Source organism: Sulfuritalea hydrogenivorans sk43H (assembly GCF_000828635.1).
Classification (GTDB): Bacteria; Pseudomonadota; Gammaproteobacteria; order Burkholderiales; family Rhodocyclaceae; genus Sulfuritalea; species Sulfuritalea hydrogenivorans.
The window spans coordinates 1,481,185-1,507,689 of sequence record NZ_AP012547.1; the positions used below are offsets into that span (position 1 = coordinate 1,481,185).

The window sequence follows — 26,505 nt, forward strand, 5'->3', positions numbered from 1 at the left end:
TTGAGCAAACCAGAGGGAGAAGATCACGATGAGCTACACCATCAATGGAGTTGAAAAAGAAGTCGACGACTACGGCTACCTGCTGGAGCCCGATTTCAGCGAGGAAGCGGTGCAGGTCATCGCCGACGCTTGCGGCATCACGCTGACCGAGCAGCACCGGAAGGTCGTCGACTACCTGCGCACCAAGTTCAAGGAAGACGGTCACACGCCGAACATGCGCAACCTGATCAAGGGCCTGCAGGAAGAGGGCGACCTGCCCGAAGCCGACAGCGCGCTGCTGTTCGACCTGTTCCCCGATGGCGGCGCCGCCAAGCAGGGCTGCAAGGTCGCGGGACTTCCCCAGCCCAAGGGCAAGGGAGGCTATTGAATTCAAATCCTTCACCGCGGAGGCGCAGAAGCGCAGAGGATTCGCAGAGAAAGGCTTTTTGCTTTCCTCTGCGTGGATTTTCTCTGCGCCTCTGCGCCTCCGCGGTAAGGTTTTTGCCTTTTCCAATAGTCGCGGCCTAAGGTCGATGGCCGTCCGCATCCGCTCCACGTTTCACACCGGTGGCAAGCCGCGCTCGATGACGGAGCTCGCCGGCGTGATTGCGGTGCTGGGGTGGAAGCTGGCGATCGATTCGATCAAGCGCATGCGCGAGGCCGACTACGACATCGATATCGGCGACGCCTATTTCGATTTCGTTTGCGAGTTCATGGTGTTCCTCGCCCTGGCGGCGGATCGCATCGCCTATCGCGAGCTGACGCCCGAACAGCGCATGGAATTCACCACCGCGCTGGCCCAGCGCATGGCGGCGGCGGTCGATGACAACCGCGAAATGCTGCTCTACGACGTGGCGCCGGGAAAGTGCCATGCATATTTTCTCGATCTGTTCAATCGGCGCGGCCCCGAATATGGCGACCACGGCTACACCGAGCAGGGGCCGGACTTCGGTTTTCGCCGCTGCTTTGCCGCCTGCCTGAAGGAAGTGCTGCCGGAGAAGGATCGCCTGTGGGCGGTCGACCAGGTCATGGAAATCGAATCGCCCGAAGCGATCAAGGCCCTGGAAAAGACCCTGGCCGGCCTGTTCCATCCCGAAGCCAAAAGTCGGCGCCCGCAACACGGCGTTTCCGGCGAATAAACAACAATGCGGCACGGTCCCTTCGATCTCGACGATGTCGCGAGCTATCGCCAGTGGCGCGAGCAGAAGCTCGACTCCGCGCCGCGTCGCATCGAGGACATCCTGGTGCCGCTCGACGATCCGCGCGCGCTGCGCGCCGGCGAGCGCGATGCCTTGCTGGAGCGCTGCGCCACCGCCAACATGGCCATCTACACCAGCAACACCGTGGGTGACGCGGACAAGGAAATTCCGCGCCGGCTCGGTACCCAGCTTGGCTTGCATAGCCTCGACAGCCACTGGCTCACCGACGACGACGCGATTTCGCCGATCTCGGTAACGGGCGTCGAGCAACGCGGCGAGCGCAAGGAATTCATTCCCTACACCGACAAGCCGATCCGCTGGCACACGGATGGTTACTACAACCTGCCCGAGCGCACCGTGCGCGGCCTGATCCTGCATTGCGTGCAAAGCGCCGAGTCCGGCGGCGAGAATCAGTTGCTCGACCACGAGATCGCCTACATCCTGCTGCGCGACGAGAATCCCGACCATATCCGGGCCTTGTCGCAGGTCGACGCCATGATCATTCCGCCGCGCAATGACGAGAATGGTGAAGCCCGCGCCGCCCAGCCGGGGCCGGTGTTCTCGGTCGATGGCGCGGGCTTCCTGCACATGCGCTACACGGCGCGCACCATCAGCATCGAATGGCGCAATGATGCCGCCACGCAGGCCGCCGTCGCGGCGCTGGCGCGCATCCTTGCCGGCTCGACGCCCTGGACCCTGCACGGGCGCCTGGAGCCGGGGATGGGGCTGGTCTGCAACAATGTGCTGCATGACCGCTCCGGCTTTGTCGATGCGCCGCAGCGGCACCGGCTGCTGTATCGTGCGCGCTACCACGAAAGAATCACTCCCTGGCCGGGGTGCGCCGCCAACTGATTCGGTAGCTATAATCGGCCATCCTGATGAGGTCGATGAATTGAGCGCGCTGACTCCCGAACTCGAACGCAAGCTGGGCATGGCCGTTGAGCGGATGCCGGCATTTCCGCGTGCCGTGCAGAAGATTCTCGAACTCACGCGCAACATCAACTGCCTGCCCAAGGAACTGGTGGCCGTCATCGAGAAGGATCCGGTGATGACCATGAAGATCCTCAAGGTCATCAATTCCGCCTACTACAGCCTGCCGTCGAAGATCACCTCGGTCAGCCAGTCGGTGGTCTATCTCGGCATCAATACCATCAAGAACCTGGCGCTGGGTTTTGCCGCCGTGGGCATCCTGCCGCGCATGAACGCGGCGGGCTTCGACGTCCAGCGCTACCTGCTGCATTCGCTGGTGGTCGGCGGTACCGCCCGCCAGCTGGCGACCCAGTTCGCCAAGGGCGAGGCCGATCCGGGCGATTGCTATATCGCGGGCTTGCTGCACGACTTCGGCAAGGTGGTCTTTGCCCAGTTTCTGGCGGAAGAGTTTCGCGGCGCGCTGATGTATTCGTTCGAGAATTCAGTGCCGCTGCATGCGGCTGAGCAGAAAGTCATCGGCGTTGACCATGGCCTGGTGGGCGCCCTGCTGGCCAAGCGCTGGGCGTTTCCCGACTACCTGGTGGACTGCATTCGCGACCACCACAATCCAGAGGCCGAGCCTTCCGCGATGATGGACTGTCTGCGGGTGGCGGATCAGCTGGTGCGCTACCGCGATATCGGCGACAGCGGCAATCCCTGGCGCGAAACCGAGGCGCCGGCCGCGCCGCAACGCTTCGGCGACGACATGGAGGCGATCGTGGTCAAGCTCGGTTCGCTGGACAAGATCGTCGAGGACGCGATGCTGTTTGCCCAGGTAGGCAAAGAGGCGTGAGCGCAGTTTCATGAAGGTGCGCTTCTGGGGCGTGCGCGGCTCGATACCGTCGCCCGGTCAGCACACCATCCGCTACGGCGGCAACACGACCTGCATCGAAGTGCGCGGCGACGACGGCGCGCTGATCATCCTCGACGCCGGCACCGGCATATTTCCGCTGGCGCAGGAGTTGCTGAAGCAATTGCCGGTGCAGGCCAATATCTTCATCACCCACACGCATTGGGATCACATCCAGGGGCTGCCCTTCTTCACGCCGCTCTACATTCCCGGCAACTCGGTGCGCATCCACGGCGGTTTCGACATCGTTTCGGGGCGCGGCATCGACCAGGTGATGGAGGTGCAACTGCAGTACAGCTACTTCCCGGTGCGCGAAGCGGAAATGCGCGCGGGCATCGAATACGAAACGCTGAACATCGGCGAGCCGGTCAGCGTCGGCGATGCCACGGTGACGCCGCTCATGCTCAATCATCCGGTGGTCAACTTCGGCTATCGCGTCGACTGCAACGGCAAGTCGGTCTTCTTTACCGGCGACCACGAACCGTGGCCGAACATCTATGCGCCGGAGGATGACGAATACGCCGAGTTCCAGCAGATGGTCGAGATGCAGCAGGGGCAGCTCGACAGGGCCCTGGCCGGGCTGGATGTGCTGATTGCCGACAGTTCCTACACGGCGGCCGAGTATCCGGCCAAGGTCGGTTGGGGGCACGGCACGCTGGAAGGCAACATTGCCTGGGCACGCCGGCTGGGCGTGAAGAAACTGATATGCACGCATCACGAGCCGACGCGTTCGGATGCCGATCTGGAACGCGCCTTTGCCGCGGCACTGGAAAGCGCGGGTCATGTGCCGGGGGGCGCCGGCGAGCCGGAGATTGTCCTTTCCCGCGAGGGACTGGAACTGGTCCTGTAACAGCGCGGGCGCCGTCAGTTCTGCGCGGCGGCCAGCAGTTCCCCGATACGAGTCAGCTTTTCGCGCTGGCGCCCCTGTCCCGCGGCGACCTCTGCCGCATTGATTTTCTGCCAGCCGGCGAAGTCGACCGGGCGCGCCCCGCGCCCGGCAAGCAGTGCGTCGATCACCGTGCCGCCGGGCTTGCCGGAGGGCGGGTGAATTGCGAGGTCGGCCAGAATCAGCTCGGCCACCGCCAGCGAATCCGCCCGGTTGGCCGGTACCACGCCTTGCGGACCGCGCTTGCACCAGCCAGACGCATAGACGCCGGTTTCGACGCGGCCCTGCTCATGGGCGACCGTACCGCGCGCATGATCGAAGGGCAGGCCGGGGAAGGGCGTGCTGCGATAGCCGATGGCGCAGATGACCGTATCGGCCGGGATGGTGAAGGTCTCGCCGCCCGGGATGGCCCTGCCGTTTTCGATACGGGTTTTTTCCAGCACCAGTTCGCGTGCGCGATGCTCTCCGCGTATTTCGATCGGCGCTGCATTGAAAACGAAGTGGAGGCGCAGCGGCCGTTCCGGCTGTTGGCCGCGCGCGGCGTAGCCTTGCAGCACGTCGAGGTTCTTCTCCGCCAGTTTTCGTTGCTCCTCCTGCAATCCTTCGGGCAGGGTTTGCGGCAACTGTGCCGGATCGACCAGTACCGCCACGCGCGACAGTTCGCCAAATTCCGCCAGCTCGGCGGTGGTGAAGCTGGCCTCCGGCGGGCCGCGGCGACCGATCAGCCAGATGTCCTCGATGCGGGCGGCGGCAAACGCGGCGCGCGCATGGGCACACAAATCCGAGGCCGCCAGTTCGTCGGGCGTCTTTCCCAGCAGGCGGGCGATGTCGAGCGCCACATTGCCGTTGCCGATGATCGCAACGGACTTGCCATCGAGTACGGGATCGAGGTCGCGGCTGTCGGGAATGCCGTTGTACCAGGCCACGAATTGCCCCGACCCATACACGGCGTCAAGGTTCTCGCCGGGGATGCCGAGACGGCGATCTTCCAGCGCACCGATGGTGATGACCAGCACGTCGTAAGCGGACTTGATCTCCTCGTAGGAAATGTCGCGACCGACGGCGATGTTGCCGAGAAAGCGCACTCCCTTCTTGCCCAGCGTGCGTTCGAATTGGCGTGCAATGTTCTTGGTGCCCTGGTGGTCGGGCGCGACGCCGCCGCGCACCAGGCCGAAGGGTGTCGGCAGCCGGTCGAAGACGTCGATGCGGGCGCCCGGCAACTTGCGGCCGAGGGCATCGGCGACGTAGCAGCCCGACGGGCCGGCACCGACGATGGCGATGTGGATGGCGGCCTGGCTCATGCCTTTTCCCCGGTATCGCCTGCGTTCGAGCCGCTGAAGCGCTGCTGGAAATAGGGCGCCGCTTCGGGCAGCGGTCCATTCGCCGTTTCCAGAACGTCGGCAAGGTGACGTTCCGACTGCTGGCGGGTCAGCAGGTAAATTTCGCTGCATATCTGGCGTGCAACATCGCCCGGCCAATCGCCGGGCAGCAACTGTCGTGGCAACTGCGGGTCGCGCAGCTGCACGCGGCGGAATTCGTGGATCATCAGGGTGCGCACGCAGAAGGCCTGCTCCGGGTCGAGTTCCCGCGCGGCCTTGATGGCGCGCACCACGGGGCGGAAGCATTCGCTGAAGCGTTTGTAGTCCTCGGCAATCGTGTCGAGATTCCAGCACTCGCGCACCAGTTCCTGCAGCGGCCGGCTGGAAAGGGCGCCCAGCGTGCGTCCCTCGATCACCACCACCTTGTCATGGGTGCCGGTGGCTTGCAGGATGTCCAGCACCGATTCGTTGTCGGCATAGGGATGGGCGAGCACGCCGGGTGCAATCACGCCAAAGCCTTCCCACAGCAGCTCGCGGCGCAGGGCGTCGCGCTGCGCCGGCGCGAGCAATCCGCCGCCGACGAACACCACTTGCCAGCCGCCGTCCCACTGCTGGCGCGGATCGTCGTAGATGCGTCGATAGGCATGCTCGAAGCGGCGGCGGCCGGTAGCGGTAAGGCTGTAGTAGCTCCTGCGTCCGATCTGTTCGGAGACCAGCCATTTTTCCTTGGAGAGGCGGAACACGCTGGTGCGCACCATGCGCGCGTTCATTCCAAGCGCTTCGACCAGCCTGATGAAGCTGCCGAGCCAGACGGTGCCACCGCGCGGCGCAATCGCATCGCCATAGACGGTGATGATCAATGAGTTGGCGCGCAGCGTATGCTCGGCCAGGAATGCGTCCATCCACTGCTGGATAAAGCGGCTTTTCATGCTTGGTGCAACCCCCTGAATAGTTATTTAAAATGATACCACGAGTATTTTATATATGTAACACGTCTTCGGCATGGATTCAAAATGACGAGTCATTCCGGTTTGCCATCTCGGCATCGAGATAAAAAAAGATTAGATAAAACAGATGGTCACGAAGCATTGGTTGAGGCATCAAAAAGAAATTGACAGTCATGAAGTGATACAGTAACATTCAAACATAAATAATAAGCTGTATCGCAACTACGGTTGTCGTGCATGCGTTGAACTCGAATCCTTGCCCGGTTTCTGGCAAGGTTTGCGAGCCCCCTGTTTGCGTTAGCGCTACCTGGAGAGCTGAAATGAGGACTTTCAAGACATACGACAAGGGTGATGTCCTGCCCGATGACTACAAAAAAGCGCTGATCAACCTGATGTGCTTCCAGGCTGATTCGGAATACGCCGGCGCCCAGCGCGTGGCCGAGAACCATCGCTACGCCACGCGTCCGGAAGAGGCCTATCGCCTGTCGAAAAAAGTGTTCGAGGAAATGGGCCACGGCTTCTATGTGTGGAACCTGTTGCAGGAACTCGGCGTCGATGTCGATGCCCGCCTCTACGAGCTTTCGCACAACCCGGACAATCCCGATCCGAAGAAGGTGAACGTCATCAACGGCTTCCGCAAGGAGAACTGGTCGAAGTTCTTCGAGTGCTGGGAGGATGTCGCCCTGTTCTCGACGGTGGTCACCCCGGCCGCCGTGGCCTTCCTCGGCCAGTACCGCGAGTGCTCCTATTTGCCGTGGGCGCGCGTCAATGTGCGCATCCACAAGGAAGAATACGGCCATCTCGCCTTCGGCGTCTGGGCCTCGAAGCGCTGCATCGAATTCGGCGGCGAGAAGACGCGCGAGTTCATGCAGCAGCGCATTCCCAAGTTCATGAAGATGGGCCTGGGTTTTTACGGTCGCCCCTCGGCCGGCGACAAGAAGTCGCAGATGTTCGACATTTATTACGAGTACGGCATCAAGGTGAAGAAGCCGGAGGAACTGCAGGCCGAATACATGGAGCTGCTCGATTCCCGCCTCAAGGAAATCGGCCTGGTGGTGCCCGAGGGCGTCGAGGCCGACTACGACATGCGCATGGGCTACGAAGCGGAAGAGCTGGCGGCCTGATTCCATGCTGGCTTCCCCGCAACATCTGATCGACGGCGAGGTCGCCGAGCTCAAGCGCTTCGGCTACACGCCCTTCGGCGATGCGGCGCCCGACTGGGCCGGCATGTGGCAACTGCTGAAGGGCGACTTCGCGACCCTGCGCCGAGCACAAGTGCCGGCATATGCGGAGATGAGTCCGTGGCCGCAGGAGGGCGCGCGCATCTACATGCGCCGCCGCCTGCTGGCGGATCGCCTGTTCGAGGAATGCCAGGTGCTGTACCGGTGCCTCCATGAAGAGGGCATCAACACCGAACGGGTCGAGGCCTATACCCTGGCGCGGGATGCCTACGAAGAAGCCGTGCTCGATTTCGGCAAGGCCCGCGAAATGCTGGAAGAGGTGTTCACCAAAACGGTCGACCTGGTCCAGGTCAAGCGATAGGCCGAGGCTTCTGCCACTGCCGATTGGCAGGGAGTATCATTCCTCCGACATAAGGAGGACATACCATGCAGCCAGTGCCAGGCAATGCTCGTCTCGTGACCGCGACAGTCTTCGCGGCTTTTCTTTCGATTCCGACGGCCGTTTCCGCGCAGGGCGCGGCGCCTCCAGAAGCGCAGGCGTGGATCGACATCGCGACATTCTCCGGCATGGGCATGCCGATGGGCGGCATGGGCGGAGCGGGCGCCAATCCGATGAGTGCCCTCGGCGGCATGCTCGGCGGCAAGGCGGCGCTTGGCTCCAACAGCTTCGGCAACACGCGCAGCATGAGCGCCGGGCGCTGGGTGGACGTCACCGTTCGCAGCCGCGCCAATCCGAACCTGGATCAGGCGCAGCAGGCGGTACCGGAGGGATTCCTGAGTCCGGCCCTGGAGTTGAAAACGCCGAAGAATGCGCCGCCGCCACCGCGCGATGAAGAAGATGTCCGGCACGAGGAACCCGAAAAGCCCAAGGGGCGCATGCTGCTCTACTGGGGCTGCGGCAGCGAGATTCGCCCGGGGCAGCCGAAGGTGCTCGACATGGCGAGCGCGACTCCCGGCGATTTTGCCAAGTTCTTCGTCGGGCGCAGCGCGACCCAGCGCGGCGCCCATGCCGCCGCCGGCCGCCCGGTGTGGCCCAACCCGGACGACAGCCGCATGGTGCCGGCCGAGGCTTCGCTGAAAGGCGAGTATGCGTTTTCCGGCAAGGGCATTCCCGACGGCTTTCGTTTCCAGATTCCCGCGGCACAGGACCTGATGCCGCCCCTGACGCTCGATCAGGCGGACAGCGGCGGCGCCACGGAGCTGAGCTGGAATGCGATTGCCACGGCGCGCGCCTATTTCGTTTCCGCCATGGGCAGCAACGGCAAGGAGGACATGGTGATGTGGACCTCCAGCGAACTGGCCGATACCGGCTTCGGCCTGATGGACTACCAGACCAATGCCGCGGTTGATCGCTGGCTCAAGGAAAAGGTGCTGCTGGCGCCGCAGACCACCCGTTGCACCGTGCCCAAGGGAGTCTTCGGCGAGCATGGCGGCATGCTGCGCCTGATTGCCTATGGCGACGAGTTGAATCTGGCGCATCCGCCGCGGCCGAAGGACCCGAAGGCCAAATGGCAGCCCGTGTGGGCCGTCAAGCTGCGCGTCAAGGCCGTCACCAGCGGCTTCCTCGGCATGGCGGCACAGGGCAGGGCGGGCGCCGCGGCCAAAGAGGAGGAAACCAGCATCGTGCCGAAAATCCCGCAGCCGATGGAATTGCTGAAAGGCATTTTCGGGCGTTAGGGAGCGGTACGTCGTTCAACAGGAATGGCTTTTGCAGACTCAAGGGGCTGCTGCAGATAAGTGATCGACATACAAGCGAATGATGTGGCGCGGTAGCGATTCGGCGAGGCTTTTTTTAGCCGTAAGACCAGCGACGTCTCCAATGTGCCCGCTGCTGTCGGTCAGAGTTCTCAGGCAGCACGGCTGTAATCAAGTCTTGGATTCAACTGGTGGATGCAACACACTTAGAAGCTGCGTAAGCAGAAGGAGTGTTGCAGATGAAATACCGGTCGAGGATTTATTACACGGAGCAGCAAAAGGCCCTGATGTGGGAACGCTGGCAGAAGGGTGATTCGCTGCAAAAGATCGCCCAACTGTTTGACCGAAATCACTCGGTTGTGCAAGGGATACTTGTTCGGACGGGCGGGATCAGACCAGCGCATTGCCTGTTAGGGAAACACTGAATAAGGTACAAACACTGTGAACGATCTCATCGTCATTGGGTCAGACAAAGAGTGTTGATCACAAGGGATAGAACGATGAAACAAATGACGCTGGCGGCGACACGAGGATTCGAGAAGCACAACCGTGCGACGCGCAAGGCGGAGTTTCTGGCGCGGATGGATCGCCTGATGCCGTGGGCCGAGTTCTGCGCCGTGATTGAACCGCATTACCCGAAGGCCGGGAATGGCCGGCCACCGGTGGGACTGGAGCGCATGCTGCGGATGTACTGCGTCGCCAACTGGTTCAACCTGGCCGACGAAGCCTGTGAAGACGCCCTCTACGATGTCCCCGTGTTTCGTGAGTTCTGCCGCATCGACCTGGGCCGGGAACGGGTGCCAGACGCCACGACCCTGCTGCACTTTCGGCATCTTCTGGAACGTCACGATCTGGGAGCCGCCATGTTCGCCAAGATCGGCGAATTGCTGCTGGCCAACGGCATGAAGCTCTCCGGCGGCACGATTGTCGATGCCACCCTGATTGCCGCGCCGCCCTCGACCAAGAACCAGGAGAAGAGCCGCGACCCGGAGATGCACCAGACCAAGAAGGGCAACGAGTGGCACTTCGGCATGAAGCTGCACATCGGCACGGACAGCCAGAGCGGACTGGTCCATAGCGCCAGCGTCACGGCCGCCAACGTTCATGACAGCCACCAAGTGCCGAACCTGCTGCATGGTGCGGAAACTCGCTTCTACGGCGACAGCGCCTATCGGGGCCAAGAGCAGCGTAAGCGGCTGAAGGTCATCGCGCCGAAGGCGAAGGACTTCACCAACAAGCGCGCCTATCGGAACAACCCGCTGACGGACGCCGACAAGGAAACCAACCGCCGCAAGTCCAGCGTGCGATCCAAGGTCGAGCACCCGTTCCTGACCGTGAAGCGCCTGTGGGGCTTTGCCAAGGTTCGCTATCGCGGTCTGGCAAAGAACGCCAATCGCGCCTTTGCCATGCTGGCGATGCTCAACGTCAGCATGTGGGCACGACCATTGACGGGAGAGGTGCGTCCGGCATGAGCAAGACAAGGGAGAATTCCCCCTTATCCGCTCCCGAATGGGCCAAGCACCCCATGAATATGGCATTTCCGTCACAGTTTCGTCTCTATTTCAGCCCGTCGCCGTTTTTTGCGGTGGCTTGTTCAGCATTTCCTTAGGTGCAAGCAGGTGCGAAACCAAGATTGGTCGACGCTCGTCAGGGAGAGCCCCGTGTCTGTAGCCCGGAATGGGCACTTCAGGCGGTATGGGCTTCTTCTTTGCGCACTGCCGCTGCCCTCAAGAAGGCTTCGATGAGGGGCTCGCGCGGCAGCAGGCGGGTGTCTTGCGGCACATGGAATTCCGGATGCCACTGTACGCCGAGCACGAAGCCGACTCCGCGCCAGCGGATCGCTTCGATGATGCCGTCGCCGCCCGAGCGGGCTTCGACGGCAAGGTCCTTGCCGAGGTCGCGCACGGCCTGGTGGTGGATGCTGGTCACGATTCCACCGTTCAAACCACCATAGATCGTGCGCAAACTGGCGCCGGGCTCGAATTCGATCGCATGCGTCAGTTGGTCATAGCGCACAGGGTCATTGTGGTCGATGGAGGTCTCGGCCTGGGTCGGCAGGTCCTGCCAGAGCGTGCCGCCGAGGGCGACATTGATCAACTGGCAGCCGCGGCAGATGCCGAGCACCGGCTTGCCCTGGATCATGAACTCCCAGAACAGTTCGATTTCGTAAAGATCGCGCACCCGGTCGCCGCACCATTCCGGACGCAAGGCCTCGCCGCCGTAAGAGGCCGGGGCGACGTCCGCGCCACCCTGCAGGATGAGGCCGTCGAGTTCGCGCACATAGTCGCTGACGCGGATCGCCCGTCGTTCCACTTCGCCGTGCTCGACCAGGGTCGGCAGCATGAAAGCCAGCGCGCCGTGGGCCATCACCCAGTGCGCGATCGATTGTTCGAGGTACTGCAGCTTCTTGTTGCGAAAACCGAGTTCGGCAGGTACCTGATGCATCAGCCGGGGCGAGAGCCCGATGCGCAGTGACCGACTCACCTTCGCTTACGCCTCCTGCCAGCGAATCGATTGTGCCCGCATCAGTTCGGCCGCTGAACCCAGTTCGGTGAAGCGGGCCCGGCACCAGGCGGCGTCGCTCTCGCCCTGCTCGACCCTCGCCTTGATGCGGGAGCAGGCGGCGTCGGCATCCAGTTCGATGGCATGCTGCTCGATTCGCCCCAGTGTCTGCAGGATATCGTCGCGCACGCTGCGGTGCTCGCCGCTTTTCGGGTCGACGAGGACGCCTTCGGCGCCGAAGCGACAGGCCTGGAAGCGGTTGAAGGTATACACGAGGTAATCATCCTCGACCGGGACGATCGGCCGTTCGATCATCAGATAGCGGCACAGCGCCTGCAGATAGGCCGCCAGGTCTGCGGCATGGCCGACCGTCAGCGGGGTGTCGCAGACCCGGATTTCGATGGTGCCGAATTCCGGCTTGGGGCGGATGTCCCAGTAGAAATCCTTCATGCCCTTGACGACGCCGGTATGGGTCATTTTATCGAAGTAGACGCCGAACTCTTCCCAGGAGGCGACCATCGGCGCGCGCCCGCTGAGCGGAAAGGCGAACACGGAGTTGAGCCGCGCCGAGGCGAAGCCGGTGTCGTGCCCATGCACGTAGGGCGAGGCGCCCGACAGTGCGATCATGTGCGGAATGTAGCGCGACAGCGAATGCAGGAGGAATAGCGCCTCGTCGGGTGAAGGACAGCCGATGTGGATATGCTGGCCGAAAATCGTGAATTGCTTGGCGAGATAGCCGTAAAGATCGGAAATGTGGTGGAAGCGTTCCTTGTCGAAAATGCGCGTCTCGCCCCAGTGCTGGAAGGCATGGGTGCCACCGCCCGAAAGGGCGAGGTTGAGTTCGCGCCCGCCGCGGCAGAGGAAATCGCGGATTTCGCCCAGTTCGGCGGTCAGGGTCTGGTGCGTGGTATGGATGCCGGTGCTGATCTCGATCATGCCCTGGGTGATCTCGGGCACGATGTTTCCCGGATTTCCCGGATGGCGCTCGACCCAGTACAGCAGGTCGTTGGCCATCGGCGTCAGCGCGTAGTCGTGGGTGTCGAGGATCTGCAGTTCGAGTTCGACGCCGAGCGACAGCGGGCGCGAGGACTTGAAGCTTTCGAGCGCCATCTCAAGCCTCCCCTTCGCCGGAACCCGGCATGGCTTCACCGCTGCGGCGCAACGCGATCTGGATCGCCACCGGGCCAAGCAGCTCCATGATCAATACCGCACCGAGCACGATGGCGAGGACATCGTCGCCGAAGTCAGCATAAAGTCGGGCGACATCGTGGGCCTGCAAGACTGCCAGGCTGGACATCGGCAGCAGCGCCACACCGAGCCAGGCCGCCTTCTTGGGCACCAGGCCGCCGTAGCCCGCCGAAACATAAGCGCCAAAATACTTGGCCAGGCCGCGAATCAGCAGCAGGCCGATCGACATCAGCCCGCCGGCGACGAGATGGCGCGGATCGAGCGCGACACCGGTCAGCGTGAACAGGATGATTACCAGCAGGGCGCCGGCGGCGCCGAAATGCTCGGGAAACAGATGCAGGCGCTGCGACATGGAACGCAGCATCATGCCGCCGCAGAGCAGGGCCATCGGCACCGAAAGTCCGAGCCGTTCGGCAGCCGTGGTGCCAAGCAGGACGACAGCGATCACCAGCGCAAAACGCTCGCTTTCGCGCTTCAGGTGGAAGAAGCGCGTCAGGTGCATGGCATAGGCGAGCGCGGCTCCCAGCAATATGGAACCCAAGGCGATGTAGGCGGGATGCCCGATCGTCTGCAACAGGCCCGCGTTGCGGTCGAGGTGCACCACGCCGACGCTGATTTTTAGCAACAGGATTGCGTAGAGGCTGTTGAGCGCCGTCATCAGCATCAGTCGTTCCGTCATCTGTCCGCGCGCGTTGTTCTCGGCGACGATGCGCATGACTACCGCCGGACTGGTCGATACGGCGATTGCGGCCACGGCAACGCGCGTCCCCATGCTGAGGTCGAACCAGCCAAGGAAGACATAGGTCACGGTAAAGGTGAGGACGCTTTCGACTACGCTGCTGACGATCAGCATCGGATTGTGGCGCAGCCAGCGCAGATCGACCCGGCTGCCAAGCTCGAACAAGAGCAGACCGAGTCCCAGCAACAGCAGCGGGCGCAGGTCGCCGGTGATGCTCGGCGGCACCCAGCCCAGCACGGACGGCCCCAGCAGCAGCCCGGCGAGCACGTAACCGATCAAGCGTGGCAGGCGCAGCCAGCGCCCGCAGATCTCGGCGCCGGCGATCGATACGATCAGCAGCACGGCGACGCGGCCGAAGGCGTCGATCTCGAAGGGCAGGGCGAGCGGCATGTTCATGCCGCACCCGGCACATCGGGTTTTGTTGTGCGTCGATGGAAGTCGTGCGTCATGGCTTGTCCTCGTCGCGCGGCACCGCCGCGGGATTCCTGCCCGCGTCAGCCGCCGACAGCAGTGCGCGCAAGCCGACGTAGGGCTTTTCGGGTATCGGCGCGGGTGTCACGTCGAGGGCCGATCGTTGCGCAAGTTCGGCTTCCAGATTCCGCCTGACCTGTTCCTGTGCCGCCAACTGCCGCTCCAGTTCGGCGATCCGGCTGCGCTGGCGACCGATCGTCCATTGCCCGCGGATCACTGCCGGCGAGGACAACAGCCCCGCGATCAGCGCACCGAGGCCGAGGGCGCACAGGAGAACCAGCGCCAGCGAACCTTCAAATGTCCAAATTGCTAGGGTCACTGTAACAGGCGCGAGGTTCTGCAGCGCGAAGACCACGGCACCTATGGCGACGACAATGCCGAAAATAAGCATGAGTTGCATCAATTGCTCCTTTCGACGGGACATCCGTCCGGATTGTTCCGTCGAGAACAGGATAAATCAATTCGCGCGGGGACCGATGGAAGCATCAGAAATCAAGGCACACAATGCGATTGCCACCGCTTTGCTTGGCTCCGTACATCAGCCGGTCCGCGTCCGCCAGCAGGCGGTCGAGATCGTCCGGCGCCCGCTGATGGCTGACGAACCCGATACTGAAGGTCACCGGCCACGCGTTCTCTCCCATCGCATCGAGCAGTCGCCGCCGGATTTTCTCGACGTAATTCCTTGCCGCCACGCCGTTCATTCCCGGCAACAGCAGCGCGAATTCGTCGCCGCCGAGGCGGCCGGCGATGTCGCCGGCGCGGATGGATGCAAGCAATCCATCGGAGACGCATTTCAGCAAAGCGTCTCCGGTTTCGTGGCCGAACTGGTCATTGACTTGCTTGAACTTGTCGAGATCGATAAAGACGGCAGTAAAAGGGGTCTGTTGTCGCCGCGCCAGCCTTTCCACGCTCTACAGACTCTCCAATCGCCGTTCCGATGACTCATCGACAATTCGGCAGTTTTTACACAGTCTGGACCGGCAGACGCCAAGGCAATAGTTGCAGCGATCCCGCAACCATCGTGATTGCGGCTTCCCGTCAGCCAGTGTTCTATTTGCCGGTATACCGATTCAACTTGCCGTTCCGAACCTGCACACGATCGCCATTGGCAAATTGCGTCTTGCCGCCAAAGTCGAAAGCCCGCGTGTTTCCATTGTCCATCTTCACGGAAACCTTGGTCATCTGTTTGGTCTTGACCTTCTTTTCGGCCATGTTGCCCAGATAGGCGCCACCCGCCGCTCCGCCGACGGTAGCCACGGTGCGCGTGTTTCCCGTGCCCAACTGGTTTCCCAGCAAGGCGCCGGCAACTCCGCCGGCGACCACGCCGACACCGCTGCCGGTGCCTTCCTTCGTGTAATGCTCGATACCGGTAATTCGTCCGCAGTCAGGCTTGCAGCTATCGGCGTGGGCAAGTTCCGCGGTCAGGGAAAGGCAAACAAGGGCGATCAAGTTGTTGTAGTTCATGTCGTTCTCCTGGGTCGGGAATTTCAGATACGCGCAATAAGTCGGCGCTGGCGATACGGCGACATGCGCCGGGCTTGCGTCGGCCTCACTTGTAGCTGGCCGGATCGATGTTGTGGCGCGCCAGCAGCTTGTAGAACTCGGTGCGGTTGCGTTTCGCGACGCGTGCCGCGTGGGTGACGTTGCCGCCGGTGCTGTCGAGCAGCTGCACCAGGTAGTCGTATTCGAATGCCCGCCGCGCTTCATCCAGTGCTTCCATCTCGCGTTCGGTCTCTTCCCGCAGCAGGCGCCTGACGAGCGTGGCCGGTACCTGTGGCGTGACCGCAAGGGCCAAGGCCTGCTCCACCACGTTGCGCAGCTGGAGCACATTACCGGGCCACGCCGCCTCTTGCAGCATCATCATGGCTTCCGGCGACAGCCCGCGCTCCGCGCCATGGTGTTGTGCAATGAAGGCAGCGACCAGCGCGGGAATGTCTTCCCGTCGATCTGCAAGCGATGGCATGTTGAGCGCGATCCGGCCGATCGCATAGAACAGGTCGGCGCGAAACCTTCCTTCGCGGATCGCCTGGTCAAGTGCTTGCGTGGTGCTGGCCACGATGCGGATGTCCGGTGCGGCGGCAAGGGTGGGCGAGGAAAAAAGACTGTGTTCCCGCACCAAAGGCAGCAGGCGCGCCTGCTCTGCGGCGGGCAGTTCTTCGATGTCGTCCAGCAACAGAAACCCGCCTCGCGCACTCGCCAGTGCATCTGCGAGCGGCGACGACCCGGGTTTGAGTCCGGCCAATTCACCGCAATTGACCACGCCGAAGGGCTTGCGGGCGCGTCCGCTCGCGGCATGTATTGCCCGCGCCAGGGATTCCTTGCCCGAGCCGCGGGGACCGCTGATCAGGATCGGGTCATCGGCGTCCGCCGCGCGCCGTGCGCGACGCAGCAGCTCTTCCATCACCAGGCTCGACGAAACGATGCCGGCGCGCCAGCCGGCGTCCTCGCCGGCGGAGGCATCCACCCTGGGCGAAACCGCCATCGCCTCGGCCACTTTCGCCAGCAGTTCGTGTCCATCGAAGGGTTTGGTGAGGAAGCCGAAAACACCGCGTTGGGTTGCGGCCACGGCATCGGGAATGGTGCCGTGCGCGGTGAGGATGATGACCGGCACGGTGGGCGCTTCGGCGTGCAGATGGGCGAACAGGGCGTGACCGTCCATGCCGTCCATGCGCAGATCGGAAATGACTGCCCGCGGCCGCTCGGCACGAAAGCGCGCGAGCGCCTCTTCGCCGGAGGCGGCGCAACTGACCGCATAGCCGGCCGCCACCAGCCGCATCTCGATCAAGTCCAGAAGACCCGGGTCGTCGTCGACCACCAGGATCCGTGCCCCGGTTTGGGCGGCGTCTGCGCTCACGGCGACTTTCTCCGCAGGTAGGTTTCCCGGTCGATGGCCCGCAGCGACTCGATTTTCTGCTGGATTTCCTCGTTCTTGCGACGTTCCTCGCGCAACTGCTGGGCGAATTGCTCCGCCTTGCGCTGCTCGTCGCGCTGGCTACGCTGGCGCTCGGCCGTCAGCCTGAGCAGGAGTTGGGCCAAATCGTGGCGGGCTGAACGTCGATCGCCCGGCGCGGCTTCGATGCCGCCGAGCAACAACTGAACTCGTGCGTCATCGCGCCATGGAGCACGCGGCAGCAGCATCGCCAGGGCCAGGTTGAGCCGTGTCGTGTCGTTCGGCGTCTTCTCATGGGCGGCTTGCGCCATGTTGAACTCGCGTCGCTGCTCATCGGCTTTCAAGGTCGCCAGCCGCTCAAAGCTGGCCAGCATTCCCGCCACTTCCTGCGCTTCGTCCGGTGCCGGCGGGATGCCGGTACAGCCTGCGAGCAGGGCAATGGCGAGAAGAATCGACAGCCAGCCGGGGCGTCTCATGCTGCCTGGCCTCCCAGCGGCAGGGTGGCGCGGAAATGGGCTCCGCCCTCGCGTTCGACAATCTCGAGGCGGCCGCGATGGGCGAGGGCGAACTCATGGGCAATGGCCAGCCCGAGGCCGGCACCGGGAATGCCCTTGCCGGCAGCGCCCCGGTAGAAAGGTTCGAAGATGCGCTCGCATTCCTCGCTGCCGATGCCGGGTCCGTCGTCGATCACATCAAGCACGGCGTTGTCTTCATCGCGGGTCAGCGTGATGTGCACCACGCCGCCGTCCGGCGAGAACTTTATGGCATTCGAAATCAGGTTGTCGGTCAGGGTTGCCAGGGCTTCACCGCTGCCTTCGACGGTCAGCGGCGCCAGCGAACCGGTGACGCGCAGCTTTCGGTTGCGGGCCGCGAGCTGGATGCTTGTCAGTGTCTGCCCGATGACCTTGTCGAAGCGGATGGCGCTGGTCTCCATATGGTCGCGGGCATGGCTGGCTTGCTGCATTCGCAGCACGCCGTCGATCAACCCCTGCAGGCGCACGGCATTGGTATTCATGATGCCGGCAATCTTGGCCTGCTGCGGCGTCAAGGGGCCGGCCACGCCTTCGCTGAGCAGGCTGGCGCCTTCGCGTAGCGTGGCCAGCGGCGTTTTCAGTTCGTGGGATGCATGGCGCATGACACGGGTTCGGTCCTTCTCCAGTGTCACCATGCGTTTTCTCAGCCACTCCAGACGACTTCCCACGCGCTGCATGTCTTCGGGTCCCTTGAGATGGATCCGCCGCTCCAGCCGGCCTTCGCCCAGCGCCTGCACGGCGCGTTCGAAACGGCTCCACAGGCGGGCCACCGTCCGGCGACCGAACCACACCAACAGGCCGGTCAGCGCCAGCGCCGAGAACATGGCTGCGATCAGTCTTTCCCGCAGGCTTTCGGCACTCATGCGGAATGCCTCGCGCTCCGCCTCGATCAGGCGGTTGGCGTCGATCAGCAGGGGATCGAGGTCACGCTTGATGCTTGCCAGGGTCGTCTTCAACAGCGGCAGCTTTTCGGCATGGGTGCCGAGCTTCTCGTAGGCGGCAGCCTCCCTCTGCTGGATGTCGCGGACGCGTCCGGCCAGGTCGGCGAACAGGGACATGGCGGCATACTCTTCCGCGCTCTTCCGCCACTCCTTGCGTTCGGCAACGTACTCGTCGAGCAGCGATGGATCGCGCAGCACTTCGTATTGCCGCAGAATGCGCTCCATGTGGGTGAGATCCTCCTGCAAGGCATAGCCCAGCGTGGCGGCGCGGGATGCCTGGCGCACCGTCGCCTCGCTGCGTCGCGCAAGGTCGGCGACCGTCAGCGAGGCGTAGCCGACGGCTACCAGCAGCGGCAGGATCGCGAGCACATTGCCGAGCACGATCAGTCGCAGGAATGAACGGGGATAGAGGTTCACGGGGACTTACTCGGTTCCGAACTTGGTTTCAACACGGATGCCCATTTCCTTGAGCATCGGGGTCGGCAGTATGCCACCGGCGCAGACGATCACCGCGTCGTTGGCCAACTTTACGCTTTCGCCGCATTCAAGGTAGACGCATTCTGCCTCGATTCGGCTGACCTTCGAGCCCAGCACGACTTTCAGGCGTCCCTCCTGTTCCGCCGCGGCAAGCCGTTCGCGATTCTTCTGCTTGATGCGGCCAAAGGCCGCGCCGCGATATGACAGCGTGACCGTGGTTCCCTCTTCCGCGGCAATCGCGACGGCGGCCTCGATGGCGCTGTCGCCGCCGCCGACCACCAATACATGCTGGTTGCGGTACTGTTCCGGATCGATCAGGCGATACACCACTTTGGGCAGTTCTTCGCCCGGAACCTCCAGCTTGCGCGGCGTGCCGCGCCGGCCGATGGCCAGCAGCACGGCGCGGGTGCTGTACTCGGCGCGGTCGGTCTTGACGATGAATCCGTTGTCGACGGCCGTCACCTTCTCGACGCGCTGGCCGAACTCGATCTTCATGCCGAAGCGCTCGACGATGTCCTGCCAGAAGGCCAGCAGCGACTCCTTCGAAATTTCGCCGAGCTTGGCCTTGCCGGCCAGCGGCAGCACCACGGGCTGGGTCATCACGATCTTGTTGCGCGGATAGTGATAGACGGTGCCGCCAAGCGAATCCTCCTGTTCGAGCGTGACGAAGCGCAGCTTCTTTTCCATCGCACCGAGTGTCGCCGACAAACCGGCCGGGCCGGCCCCGACGATGACGACGTCGAGATCGCTGCTGCCACGGCCCCCTTTGACCACGGACTCGATGGCCTGTTTGCCCTGCTCGGCGGCCTTGCGTACCAGGCCCATGCCGCCCAGTTCGCCGGCGATGTAGATGCCCGGCACATTGGTCTCGAAAGTCGGCTTGACGTAGGGGATGTCGATGCCGCGCGTTTCCGTCCCGAACACCAGCTTGATGGCTTCCATCGGGCAGGCCGCGGCGCAGGCGCCGTGGCCGATGCACACCGTCGGATTGACGAGCTGCGCCTTGCCGTTGACGATGCCGAGCGCTTGCTCCGGGCAGGCATTGACGCAGGCGCCGGCACCGCAGCACAGCGCCGGATTCACCACCGGGTGCAGGCTGGGCGGTTCGGTCATGCCGGTCTCCACCGATTGCCTCATTACCGCGACGGACGCCAGTTCGCGGCGACGGCGGGCATGAAGGTGGAGCAGCAGCGCGAACGCCAGTGGCACCGCATACGCCATCCAGATCATCAGCGGATTCATTTCAAAAACCCAAATTCAATCCGCAGATTACACAGATTGCGCAGATTGAATAACTCAGTGGCCTGCGCCCTGATCCATCTGCGTCAATCGGCGAAATCTGCGGATCAAATGCTTGTGGCCTATTCATGGTGTTCGTCTCCTGCCGGGAAGGATGAGAGTGCCGCCGGCGGGCGCAATGTTCTCCGGCTTCTTCACCTTGCGCCAGTCGTCGGCGACATGGCATTTGTCGCACTGCAAGTCGAAGCTGCCGAAGTGCACGTCCTCCTTTTCGTGGCAGGCGTAACAGCGGGTTTCGGTTTTGGTCCGGTAGAGCGGGGCGCGGTGGCAGGTGGCGCACTTCTGTTTGACATGCTTGCCGGCGAGGGCGAAGGACGTGTCGCGGCCATGGTCGAAGATCGATGGCTTGAAGCTCTTTTCGTTGTGGCAGGACTCGCATTTGTCGCCGTAGTTGCCCTTGTGGCCCTTTTCGCGGTCGTCGCGCTCGTGGCAGGCTGCGCACTTCTGCGGCAGCTTTTCGCGCATGGCGGCATCCTTGTGGCAGCTGTCGCACCTGGCGATCTTGTGTTTTTCGCGCAGCGGAAACTTCGTGTCGCGGTCGTGCTCGAAACTGGTTCCCTTCCAGCCCTTTGCGTTGTGGCATTTGTCGCATTTGTCGCCGAGCGAGCCGCGGTGGCCCTTTTCGTTGTCATCGACGCGGTGGCAGGCGACGCAGCGCGTCGGCGTCTTTTCCTTGTAGAGCGGCGCGCGGTGGCAGCTGCCGCATTTGGCGATGCGATGGCGGTCGAGCAAGGAAAAATGCGTGTCCCGGTCGTGGCGGAAAATTGAAGCCTTCCACTCACCTTCGTTGTGGCAGCTTTCGCAACGCGCCCCGAAGTGGCCCTTGTGGCCGTCCTTCAGGTCGTCCTGGCGATGGCAGGAAACGCATTCGCGCGGCGTGTCGACAAACTTGTTGTCGAGGTGGCAGTCGGTGCACTTGAGGGTCGGGTCGGCATGGGACAGGCGCAAGGGAAACTTGGTCCTGGCGTGGTCGAAGCGCGCCTCCTTCCACGAGGACTCATTGTGGCAGTTCTCGCATTTCGGGCCGAGGCCGTTCTTGTGTTTGTCTTCCTTGCGATGGCAACTTACGCAGTCGGAGGGCGCCTGGCTGAATTTGGCCTTGGCGCGATGGCAGCTCGCGCAGGTGCGGCCGCGATGCTTGCCGCGCAGTGCGAAATCGGTTTGCGCGTGGTCGAACTTCGTTTCGTCAAGCTTCACGATTCTTGCACCGCGGCCCCGGTGGTCGGTATGGCAGGCGCGGCACTCCCGTTCCTTGATGCGGCCGTGATAGCCGATGCCGGCGTTCACGTCGGCGGCGACCGGCTTGTGGCAATCGAGGCAGAGTTTCCGCTGTGCGGCGCGGTCGAAGCGGATGTGGCAGTTCTGGCAGGCGCCTTCGAGATCGGCGTGGCCCTGGATCACGGAGCCAGGCATGACAGCCGATTCGAGGCTTTGCGCCGCCGCGATGGATGAAGCCATGAGCAAGGCGGTAGCGAGGGCTGCCCTAGTAAGCGTGTACAGCGACGACATGAACGAGCGCGGTGACCACCAGCATGCACAGGAAGGGGATGTGCACGACGTGCCAGAGTGAAAAGAGCTTCTCGAAAGTCGAAAACTGCGCGGTGCGCTGTATGGCTTTCAGGGTGTCATCGATGGTCTTCGCCAGCCTGAGCAGGTTCTCGTGCATCGCCGTGTCGCCAGCGCCGACTTTCATTTCGTAGCCGGCGATTGCCTTGTGTACGCGCCGGCTGGCCAGGTGGCGCTTCCAGCCCAGCGAGGCAATGTGCAGTCCGCGCTGCCAGCGGCCTTGCGCCTGCAGGGAAACCAGCGCGGAGAAGCGCCCGATTTCGCGCTCGATCGCCGGCAGTCCGGCGAGCACGTCCTGCAGCGCGGCGAGTTGCTGTTCCAGCGTGCTCTGCAGTTCCGTCACCGTGGCGCGGGCACCATAGAGGCCGTGGTGAATCTGGCGATAGAGGACGCGGCCGATGATGCCGCTGGCGACCACCAGCAGCATGGAGGCGAGTGCGATCGCGGCGTTGAACGAGCCGACGCGGAAGGTCGAGTGGAACAGCACGATGACCGGACCGGCGATGCCGGCAAACATGTGGAAGCGGAACCAGTGCTTGAGCGGGCCGAGCACCGCAAGGGAACGGAAGCGCTTGCGCAGCGGATAGATCAGCAGCACCAGCATCAGCGATCCGCCCAGTACGCCAAGCCAGTAGCCGAAATCCGACGACGAGGTGTAGAGGCCGTCGCGATGCACGATCCAGCCCGTCAGGGCGAGCGAGATGACGACCGAGGCGACGGCAATGCGACCGCCGGCTGCGAGCAGCGAGCGACCGAGGTTTTGAATCCATGACGATTGCGGTGCCGGACAGCTTCCCGCCGTGGCTTCCAGTTCCATGATGCGGCTCCCTTGATGTCGGTACGGGCGCGGGCCCGTTCATTACGGCCGCATCCTAGGGCGTGGCGCGGATCGGCAAAAGTGTCGGGCGTCGACGACAGTGGCCGCGCCCCCGCCGAATCCGGAACATCCGCCTCGCATCTGACGCGTCCGGACCCGCCGGCTCGGGCAAACGACATCAACCAGCATAGGGAGTTTTCGACATGAACCCACTGAAACGAATCGCAGGATGGTTGGCCGCAAGCCTGCTGCTGCTCGCGGCAGTGCCCGCGCTGGCCGGCACGATCACCGGCTCCGCCCATGACTTCACGGGCCAGGCCTGGTCGGGCGGCCGCATTTGCGTCGCCTGCCACGCGCCGCACAAGACAGACACCACCACCACCGACGCGCCGCTCTGGAGCCATGCCAATTCGGCGGCCACCTACACGCTCTACAGCAGCCCGACGATGAATGCCACCGTGACCCAGCCCGGTGGCGGCTCGAAGCTGTGCATGTCCTGCCACGACGGCACGGTGGCGGTGAACAGCTTCGGTGGCGTCACCGGCACCACCATGATTTCGGCGGCCAACAACCTCGGCACCAACCTCAAGGGATCGCACCCGATCGGCTTCACCTACAACACCGCGCTGGCCACGGCCGACGGCTCGCTGCACGATCCCGCCACCAGGACCGTCACCATCGGTTCCGGCAACCAGACCCGCACCGGAACGGTCAACGCCATGCTGCTCTACGGCGGCAAGATGGAATGCGATTCCTGCCACGACGTGCACAACACCTTCACGGTCGGCGGCCTGGGAACCGGCCTGGTCAAGGTCGATCCGTCCGGCAGCAAGATCTGCCTCGCCTGCCACAACAAATAAGCGTGTTCGCCATCATGGAAAAACCCGGTCACATGCTGGCGTGCTGCATCGTCGCGGTCGTCGCCGCGACGATGCTTGCCGCTTGCGTCAGCAATCCCAGCCAGCCCGAGAAGAACGCGGCGGCCGATGCCGCCGGCCCGGTGTTCTACCCGCCGCTGCCCAACGCGCCGCGCATCCAGTACCTGACCACGATTGCCAGCGAGCGCGATCTCGCCGTCAAAAAAGACAGCTTTGCCGACTTCATCGTCGGTGAGGAAAAGGCGGCGCAGCGGCTGACGCAGCCCTACGGCATCGCCCTGCACAAGGGCAAGCTCTACGTGGCCGACACAGGCGCCGGCGGGCTGGCGATTTTCGATCTGGCGCAGCAGCGCTTCAGTTTCATGACGGGCAACGGGGCCGGTCGCATCAAGCGCCCGATCAACATCCGCATCGATGCCGACGGCACCCGTTACGTTACCGATACGGGACGCGACCAGGTGCTGGTCTTCGATCGCGAGGACCGCTTCGTCAAGGCCTTCGGCGTCGAGGGCCAGTTCCGCCCGGTGGATCTGGCCATTGCCGGCGACCGGCTGTATGTCGCCGACATTGCCCATCATCAGGTCCATGTACTGGAAAAGGGCACCGGCAGGCTGCTCTTCAAGTTCGGCAAGGCCGGATCGGGCGAGGGCGAACTGTTCCATCCGACCAATATCGCACTCGGTCCGGACGGCGACATCTATGTTGTCGAAACCAGCAATTTCCGCGTGCAGCGTTTCACCGCCGAAGGCAAGCCGGTACGCACCTACGGCTCCGTCGGCTCCGCGCTGGGCAGCTTCGCGCGGCCAAAGGGCATCGCCATGGACAAGGCGGGACGCCTGCTGGTCGGCGACGCGGCATTCCAGAACGTGCAGATCTTCGACAACAACGGCAAGCTGCTGATGTTCTTCGGCCAGACCGATGGCCGTGCCGACGGCCTCAACCTGCCGGCCGGGGTCACGGTCGATTACGAGAACATCGCCCTGTTCCGGCGCTTCGCCGATCCGAAGTTCAACATCGATTACCTGATCCTCGTCGCCAGCCAGTTCGGGCCGAACAAGGTCGACATCTTCGGCTTCGGCAGGATGGACGGAATGGACTACCCGGAAGGCAAGCCGGCAGTCAGCCCCACAGCCAAGCCTGTCTCCTGAGCAAATCACCGCGGATTGCAGGAAATGTGTGCTCGGCTATCGGTTGCCGTCCGGATCGCCGCGCTGGCAGTTCTCGCCGACGGCAGCCGCGCCGCCGAGATCGAGCCGTTCAAGCTCACCGGAGTCGATGGCTACGTCACGCTGAACTACGTGCAGGACCAGCAGACCACCGATCAGCCCGCGACGGCATCGCGTTCGCGCCAAACGCAGTCGGGCTTTCGCAATGAGATATTCGTCATGACGCACAGCTACGTCTATCACCCGAACCTGATGACGCTGGATCTCGGCGGCGGCCCGGTACTTCACAGCGAGAGCTTCACCGGCGACACGGGAGCCGCAAGCGCGCGCGGCGCGCTCTACAACCTCACTGCGCGGGCCACGCTGCTGCGCGACAAGCCCTACACCGGAACCGTGTTCTTCTCGCACCTGAATCCGACCGTCAGCGTCGCACCGGGGCAGGTGCTGACGCAGGAGAACACGCGCTACGGCTTCGATTTTTCGCTGCTCGCCGCCGCATCGCCGGTGCCGCTGCAGGCGGGTTTTACGCGCTCGCACTCGCAGGGACGCGGCGCCGACCGCCTGGTCGACGACCGCATCGACCAGTTCAACCTCGGCGCCAGCCGTTCCTACGGCGCTCTGGGCTCGACCAGCGTGCAGTACCAGACCAGCCATCAGGCCTCGCAAAGCGGCAGCCAGAACCTGCCGATCCAGTCGAGCAAGGCCAGCAATCATGCGCTCAACGTCGACACGCGCCTGCAGTTCGGCGACAAGCGGCAATACGATCTCGCCAATCTCGTCAGCTTCAATACGCAGGGATACGCGCTGGGGTCGGCGGTCCTCCCGGACCTCAAGGACGGGCGATTCATGCTCGACCTGCGCGCCCGGCACTCGGACAAGCTGCACAGCCACGGCCTCTACAACTATGGTCACAGCAATCAGGGTGAGCTGGACTCGGTGATCCAGGCGGCATCTGCCGGGCTTAGCTATTGGCCCGTGAGCGGCCTGGAAACCAGCCTCGGCGTGCGCGGCGACAACAACCGCACACGGCAGTTCAAGGCCCGGTCGCACGGTATCGATGGCAGCTTCCGCTACGAACAGCCGCTGCCGGTCGGCGTCGGCCAACTCAGCTACGGTGCCCGCTACGACAGTCGTGCACAGCAGGCGCAGTCCTCGCAGACCAGCGTTCTCGGCGAGCTGATTACCCTGAGCGGCGTCGCTTACATCGCCCTCAGCCGTCCCAACGTCATTGGCGGAACTCCGGTGGTGAGCAATGCCGGCCGCACCCAGACCTTTGTTGCCGGCGTCGACTATCTGCTGACCGTCGTCGGTACCGAGACCCGGCTGCAGCGATTGATCGGCGGCCGCATCCTCGACGGCGAGCAGGTGCTGGTGGACTACGCCTACGACGTCGGCGGCACCTACGCCTACAACCAGTTCGACCAGACGCTCAACCTCAACTGGAGCTTGTCGCGCTACGCCAACGGCTATTTCCGCCATTTCATTTCGGCGCCGCGCCTGGCCTCGGGCTCGCCGAGTTTTCCGCTCAATGAAGTGAGGAGCTCCATTTACGGCCTGCGCGCCGACCTGCCGTTCAATCCGGGCCTGCAGGTCACCCTCGGCGGCGGCATCGAATTCGAGGACCGGCACGAGTCGGTATCGCCCTACCGGCGCATGGCAAACGATCTCTATTTGCAGACCGACGAGCCGCTGTTCGACCTCGGCAATCTGCGCGCTTCGCTGCGCCGCTCGCGCATCGAGTACGCCGTCGCCGCGCAGAATTCCGACGTGCGCGGCTTCGAATTGCGCTACTGGTCGCGCCAGTGGTTCGGCATCGATCTGACTGCGGTCCTGAGCGCCGAACGGGATGACGCCGGACTTGTTCCGCGGCACCGCAGCGACGGCTCGATCGGCGTGCAATGGCAGGAGCGCAAGTTCACGCTGTCCTCCAGCCTGATGCGTACCCGCGAGACCCAGGCCGGCGTCGAACGCAACCGGACCACCTTTCAGTTCCTTGCCAAAAGGGACTTCTGA

26 protein-coding genes and 1 pseudogene are annotated in these 26,505 nt (G+C 63.4%); 13 read left to right on the forward strand and 14 right to left on the reverse strand.

All coding sequences use genetic code 11. The features are described from left to right. The first annotated feature begins 28 nt into the window (after positions 1–28). The 5 genes from SUTH_RS07200 to SUTH_RS07220 all read left to right on the forward strand — a co-directional run bounded on the left by SUTH_RS07200 (position 29) and on the right by SUTH_RS07220 (position 3,847). Positions 29–367: a TusE/DsrC/DsvC family sulfur relay protein gene (locus SUTH_RS07200; RefSeq protein WP_041098220.1), complete on the forward strand. Its 339-nt coding sequence runs from the start codon at positions 29–31 to the stop codon at positions 365–367. Between the two features lie 145 nt (positions 368–512). After that, positions 513–1,118, forward strand: coding sequence for a hypothetical protein (locus SUTH_RS07205; RefSeq protein ID WP_041098222.1), 606 nt, complete (start codon positions 513–515; stop codon positions 1,116–1,118). 6 nt (positions 1,119–1,124) lie between these two features. Beyond that, a complete protein-coding gene (locus SUTH_RS07210) occupies positions 1,125–2,030 on the forward strand; it encodes a TauD/TfdA family dioxygenase (RefSeq protein WP_041098224.1) in 906 nt (301 codons plus the stop codon). Between the two features lie 40 nt (positions 2,031–2,070). Continuing rightward, positions 2,071–2,940 carry an HDOD domain-containing protein gene (locus tag SUTH_RS07215; RefSeq protein ID WP_197539663.1) on the forward strand — a complete coding sequence of 290 codons (870 nt, stop codon included), beginning with the start codon at positions 2,071–2,073 and terminating at the stop codon, positions 2,938–2,940. Between the two features lie 10 nt (positions 2,941–2,950). Next, the gene (locus SUTH_RS07220; RefSeq protein WP_041098226.1) at positions 2,951–3,847 is read left to right on the forward strand and encodes an MBL fold metallo-hydrolase; all 897 of its coding nucleotides are present in this window, start codon (positions 2,951–2,953) and stop codon (positions 3,845–3,847) included. Between the two features lie 14 nt (positions 3,848–3,861). Here the strand turns inward: SUTH_RS07220 and SUTH_RS07225 are convergent, their stop codons facing one another. Together SUTH_RS07225 and paaX are read right to left on the reverse strand one after the other, a co-directional pair. Continuing rightward, positions 3,862–5,184, reverse strand: coding sequence for an FAD-dependent oxidoreductase (locus tag SUTH_RS07225; protein ID WP_041098228.1), 1,323 nt, complete (start codon positions 5,182–5,184; stop codon positions 3,862–3,864). Beyond that, on the reverse strand, positions 5,181–6,131 hold the full coding sequence (gene paaX, locus SUTH_RS07230) for a phenylacetic acid degradation operon negative regulatory protein PaaX (protein ID WP_052473402.1): 951 nt from the start codon (positions 6,129–6,131) through the stop codon (positions 5,181–5,183). Before paaX ends, SUTH_RS07225 begins: the two co-directional genes overlap by 4 nt. Positions 6,132–6,469: 338 nt before the next feature. Here paaX and SUTH_RS07235 point away from each other — a divergent pair, with 338 nt between their 5' ends. From SUTH_RS07235 to SUTH_RS07250, 5 genes and pseudogenes are all read left to right on the forward strand, one after another. Then, positions 6,470–7,273, forward strand: coding sequence for a Phenylacetic acid catabolic protein (locus SUTH_RS07235; protein ID WP_041098230.1), 804 nt, complete (start codon positions 6,470–6,472; stop codon positions 7,271–7,273). A 4-nt stretch (positions 7,274–7,277) separates the two neighbouring features. Beyond that, the gene (locus SUTH_RS07240; RefSeq protein WP_052473404.1) at positions 7,278–7,691 is read left to right on the forward strand and encodes a hypothetical protein; all 414 of its coding nucleotides are present in this window, start codon (positions 7,278–7,280) and stop codon (positions 7,689–7,691) included. Positions 7,692–7,756: 65 nt separating this feature from the next. Then, on the forward strand, positions 7,757–9,007 hold the full coding sequence (locus tag SUTH_RS07245; RefSeq protein ID WP_148312873.1) for a hypothetical protein: 1,251 nt from the start codon (positions 7,757–7,759) through the stop codon (positions 9,005–9,007). Between the two features lie 257 nt (positions 9,008–9,264). Then, positions 9,265–9,423 (forward strand): annotated as a pseudogene (locus SUTH_RS18985) (IS30 family transposase); the annotation flags it as partial. A gap of 102 nt (positions 9,424–9,525) precedes the next feature. Further along, positions 9,526–10,497, forward strand: a complete 972-nt coding sequence (locus SUTH_RS07250) for an IS5 family transposase (RefSeq protein ID WP_041097738.1) — start codon at positions 9,526–9,528, stop codon at positions 10,495–10,497. Positions 10,498–10,711: 214 nt separating this feature from the next. Here SUTH_RS07250 and SUTH_RS19610 read toward each other — a convergent pair whose 3' ends face one another. The 12 genes from SUTH_RS19610 to SUTH_RS07310 all read right to left on the reverse strand — a co-directional run bounded on the left by SUTH_RS19610 (position 10,712) and on the right by SUTH_RS07310 (position 22,448). Beyond that, positions 10,712–11,509: a gamma-glutamyl-gamma-aminobutyrate hydrolase family protein gene (locus SUTH_RS19610; protein WP_041098232.1), complete on the reverse strand. Its 798-nt coding sequence runs from the start codon at positions 11,507–11,509 to the stop codon at positions 10,712–10,714. A 6-nt stretch (positions 11,510–11,515) separates the two neighbouring features. Continuing rightward, the gene (locus SUTH_RS19615) at positions 11,516–12,637 is read right to left on the reverse strand and encodes a YbdK family carboxylate-amine ligase (protein ID WP_041098234.1); all 1,122 of its coding nucleotides are present in this window, start codon (positions 12,635–12,637) and stop codon (positions 11,516–11,518) included. Between the two features lies 1 nt (position 12,638). Continuing rightward, positions 12,639–13,850 (reverse strand): cation:proton antiporter, encoded by a 1,212-nt coding sequence (locus SUTH_RS07265; RefSeq protein ID WP_041098236.1) that lies wholly within the window; start codon positions 13,848–13,850, stop codon positions 12,639–12,641. A gap of 49 nt (positions 13,851–13,899) precedes the next feature. Next, positions 13,900–14,325 carry a LapA family protein gene (locus tag SUTH_RS07270; protein WP_041098238.1) on the reverse strand — a complete coding sequence of 142 codons (426 nt, stop codon included), beginning with the start codon at positions 14,323–14,325 and terminating at the stop codon, positions 13,900–13,902. Between the two features lie 85 nt (positions 14,326–14,410). Continuing rightward, positions 14,411–14,833 carry a GGDEF domain-containing protein gene (locus SUTH_RS07275; protein WP_052473409.1) on the reverse strand — a complete coding sequence of 141 codons (423 nt, stop codon included), beginning with the start codon at positions 14,831–14,833 and terminating at the stop codon, positions 14,411–14,413. A gap of 142 nt (positions 14,834–14,975) precedes the next feature. Beyond that, positions 14,976–15,389 (reverse strand): glycine zipper 2TM domain-containing protein, encoded by a 414-nt coding sequence (locus SUTH_RS07280; RefSeq protein ID WP_052473411.1) that lies wholly within the window; start codon positions 15,387–15,389, stop codon positions 14,976–14,978. 85 nt (positions 15,390–15,474) lie between these two features. After that, positions 15,475–16,779, reverse strand: coding sequence for a response regulator (locus SUTH_RS07285; protein WP_041098240.1), 1,305 nt, complete (start codon positions 16,777–16,779; stop codon positions 15,475–15,477). Continuing rightward, positions 16,776–17,291, reverse strand: coding sequence for a hypothetical protein (locus SUTH_RS07290; RefSeq protein WP_041098242.1), 516 nt, complete (start codon positions 17,289–17,291; stop codon positions 16,776–16,778). Before SUTH_RS07290 ends, SUTH_RS07285 begins: the two co-directional genes overlap by 4 nt. Next, entirely contained in the window at positions 17,288–18,706 is a 1,419-nt protein-coding gene (locus tag SUTH_RS07295) for a HAMP domain-containing sensor histidine kinase (protein ID WP_041098244.1), read from the reverse strand. The genes SUTH_RS07290 and SUTH_RS07295 overlap by 4 nt, the downstream gene beginning before the upstream one ends. 6 nt (positions 18,707–18,712) lie before the next feature. Beyond that, on the reverse strand, positions 18,713–20,008 hold the full coding sequence (locus SUTH_RS07300) for an NAD(P)-binding domain-containing protein (RefSeq protein WP_041098246.1): 1,296 nt from the start codon (positions 20,006–20,008) through the stop codon (positions 18,713–18,715). Between the two features lie 123 nt (positions 20,009–20,131). Further along, a complete protein-coding gene (locus tag SUTH_RS07305) occupies positions 20,132–21,523 on the reverse strand; it encodes a cytochrome c3 family protein (RefSeq protein ID WP_052473414.1) in 1,392 nt (463 codons plus the stop codon). Positions 21,524–21,548: 25 nt separating this feature from the next. Then, positions 21,549–22,448, reverse strand: a complete 900-nt coding sequence (locus SUTH_RS07310; RefSeq protein ID WP_041098248.1) for a hypothetical protein — start codon at positions 22,446–22,448, stop codon at positions 21,549–21,551. A 203-nt stretch (positions 22,449–22,651) separates the two neighbouring features. Between SUTH_RS07310 and SUTH_RS07315 the strand changes: the two genes are divergently transcribed. From SUTH_RS07315 to SUTH_RS19315, 3 genes are read left to right on the forward strand one after another with little or no spacing between them, the layout of a single operon-like run. After that, a complete protein-coding gene (locus tag SUTH_RS07315) occupies positions 22,652–23,308 on the forward strand; it encodes a cytochrome c3 family protein (protein ID WP_197539664.1) in 657 nt (218 codons plus the stop codon). A 14-nt stretch (positions 23,309–23,322) separates the two neighbouring features. Beyond that, complete coding sequence (locus SUTH_RS07320; protein WP_171817331.1) at positions 23,323–24,474, forward strand: NHL repeat-containing protein; 1,152 nt, start codon at positions 23,323–23,325, stop codon at positions 24,472–24,474. A 24-nt stretch (positions 24,475–24,498) separates the two neighbouring features. Further along, complete coding sequence (locus tag SUTH_RS19315) at positions 24,499–26,505, forward strand: hypothetical protein (RefSeq protein ID WP_041098250.1); 2,007 nt, start codon at positions 24,499–24,501, stop codon at positions 26,503–26,505.

What these genes read in the sequence shown, in the direction of transcription:
- SUTH_RS19615 (WP_041098234.1), bottom strand. Translation starts at nt 12,637, where the DNA reads ATGGCGCTCGAAAGCTTCAAGTCCTCGCGCCCGCTGTCGCTCGGCGTC.
- paaX (WP_052473402.1), bottom strand. Translation starts at nt 6,131, where the DNA reads ATGAAAAGCCGCTTTATCCAGCAGTGGATGGACGCATTCCTGGCCGAG.
- SUTH_RS07320 (WP_171817331.1), top strand. Translation starts at nt 23,323, where the DNA reads ATGGAAAAACCCGGTCACATGCTGGCGTGCTGCATCGTCGCGGTCGTC.
- SUTH_RS07220 (WP_041098226.1), top strand. Translation starts at nt 2,951, where the DNA reads ATGAAGGTGCGCTTCTGGGGCGTGCGCGGCTCGATACCGTCGCCCGGT.
- SUTH_RS07270 (WP_041098238.1), bottom strand. Translation starts at nt 14,325, where the DNA reads ATGCAACTCATGCTTATTTTCGGCATTGTCGTCGCCATAGGTGCCGTG.
- SUTH_RS07300 (WP_041098246.1), bottom strand. Translation starts at nt 20,008, where the DNA reads ATGAATCCGCTGATGATCTGGATGGCGTATGCGGTGCCACTGGCGTTC.
- SUTH_RS19315 (WP_041098250.1), top strand. Translation starts at nt 24,499, where the DNA reads ATGTGTGCTCGGCTATCGGTTGCCGTCCGGATCGCCGCGCTGGCAGTT.
- SUTH_RS07225 (WP_041098228.1), bottom strand. Translation starts at nt 5,184, where the DNA reads ATGAGCCAGGCCGCCATCCACATCGCCATCGTCGGTGCCGGCCCGTCG.
- SUTH_RS07245 (WP_148312873.1), top strand. Translation starts at nt 7,757, where the DNA reads ATGCAGCCAGTGCCAGGCAATGCTCGTCTCGTGACCGCGACAGTCTTC.
- SUTH_RS07240 (WP_052473404.1), top strand. Translation starts at nt 7,278, where the DNA reads ATGCTGGCTTCCCCGCAACATCTGATCGACGGCGAGGTCGCCGAGCTC.
- SUTH_RS07235 (WP_041098230.1), top strand. Translation starts at nt 6,470, where the DNA reads ATGAGGACTTTCAAGACATACGACAAGGGTGATGTCCTGCCCGATGAC.
- SUTH_RS07265 (WP_041098236.1), bottom strand. Translation starts at nt 13,850, where the DNA reads ATGAACATGCCGCTCGCCCTGCCCTTCGAGATCGACGCCTTCGGCCGC.
- SUTH_RS07315 (WP_197539664.1), top strand. Translation starts at nt 22,652, where the DNA reads ATGAACCCACTGAAACGAATCGCAGGATGGTTGGCCGCAAGCCTGCTG.
- SUTH_RS07310 (WP_041098248.1), bottom strand. Translation starts at nt 22,448, where the DNA reads ATGGAACTGGAAGCCACGGCGGGAAGCTGTCCGGCACCGCAATCGTCA.
- SUTH_RS07210 (WP_041098224.1), top strand. Translation starts at nt 1,125, where the DNA reads ATGCGGCACGGTCCCTTCGATCTCGACGATGTCGCGAGCTATCGCCAG.
- SUTH_RS07290 (WP_041098242.1), bottom strand. Translation starts at nt 17,291, where the DNA reads ATGAGACGCCCCGGCTGGCTGTCGATTCTTCTCGCCATTGCCCTGCTC.
- SUTH_RS07305 (WP_052473414.1), bottom strand. Translation starts at nt 21,523, where the DNA reads ATGGCTTCATCCATCGCGGCGGCGCAAAGCCTCGAATCGGCTGTCATG.
- SUTH_RS07200 (WP_041098220.1), top strand. Translation starts at nt 29, where the DNA reads ATGAGCTACACCATCAATGGAGTTGAAAAAGAAGTCGACGACTACGGC.
- SUTH_RS07250 (WP_041097738.1), top strand. Translation starts at nt 9,526, where the DNA reads ATGAAACAAATGACGCTGGCGGCGACACGAGGATTCGAGAAGCACAAC.
- SUTH_RS07280 (WP_052473411.1), bottom strand. Translation starts at nt 15,389, where the DNA reads ATGAACTACAACAACTTGATCGCCCTTGTTTGCCTTTCCCTGACCGCG.
- SUTH_RS07205 (WP_041098222.1), top strand. Translation starts at nt 513, where the DNA reads ATGGCCGTCCGCATCCGCTCCACGTTTCACACCGGTGGCAAGCCGCGC.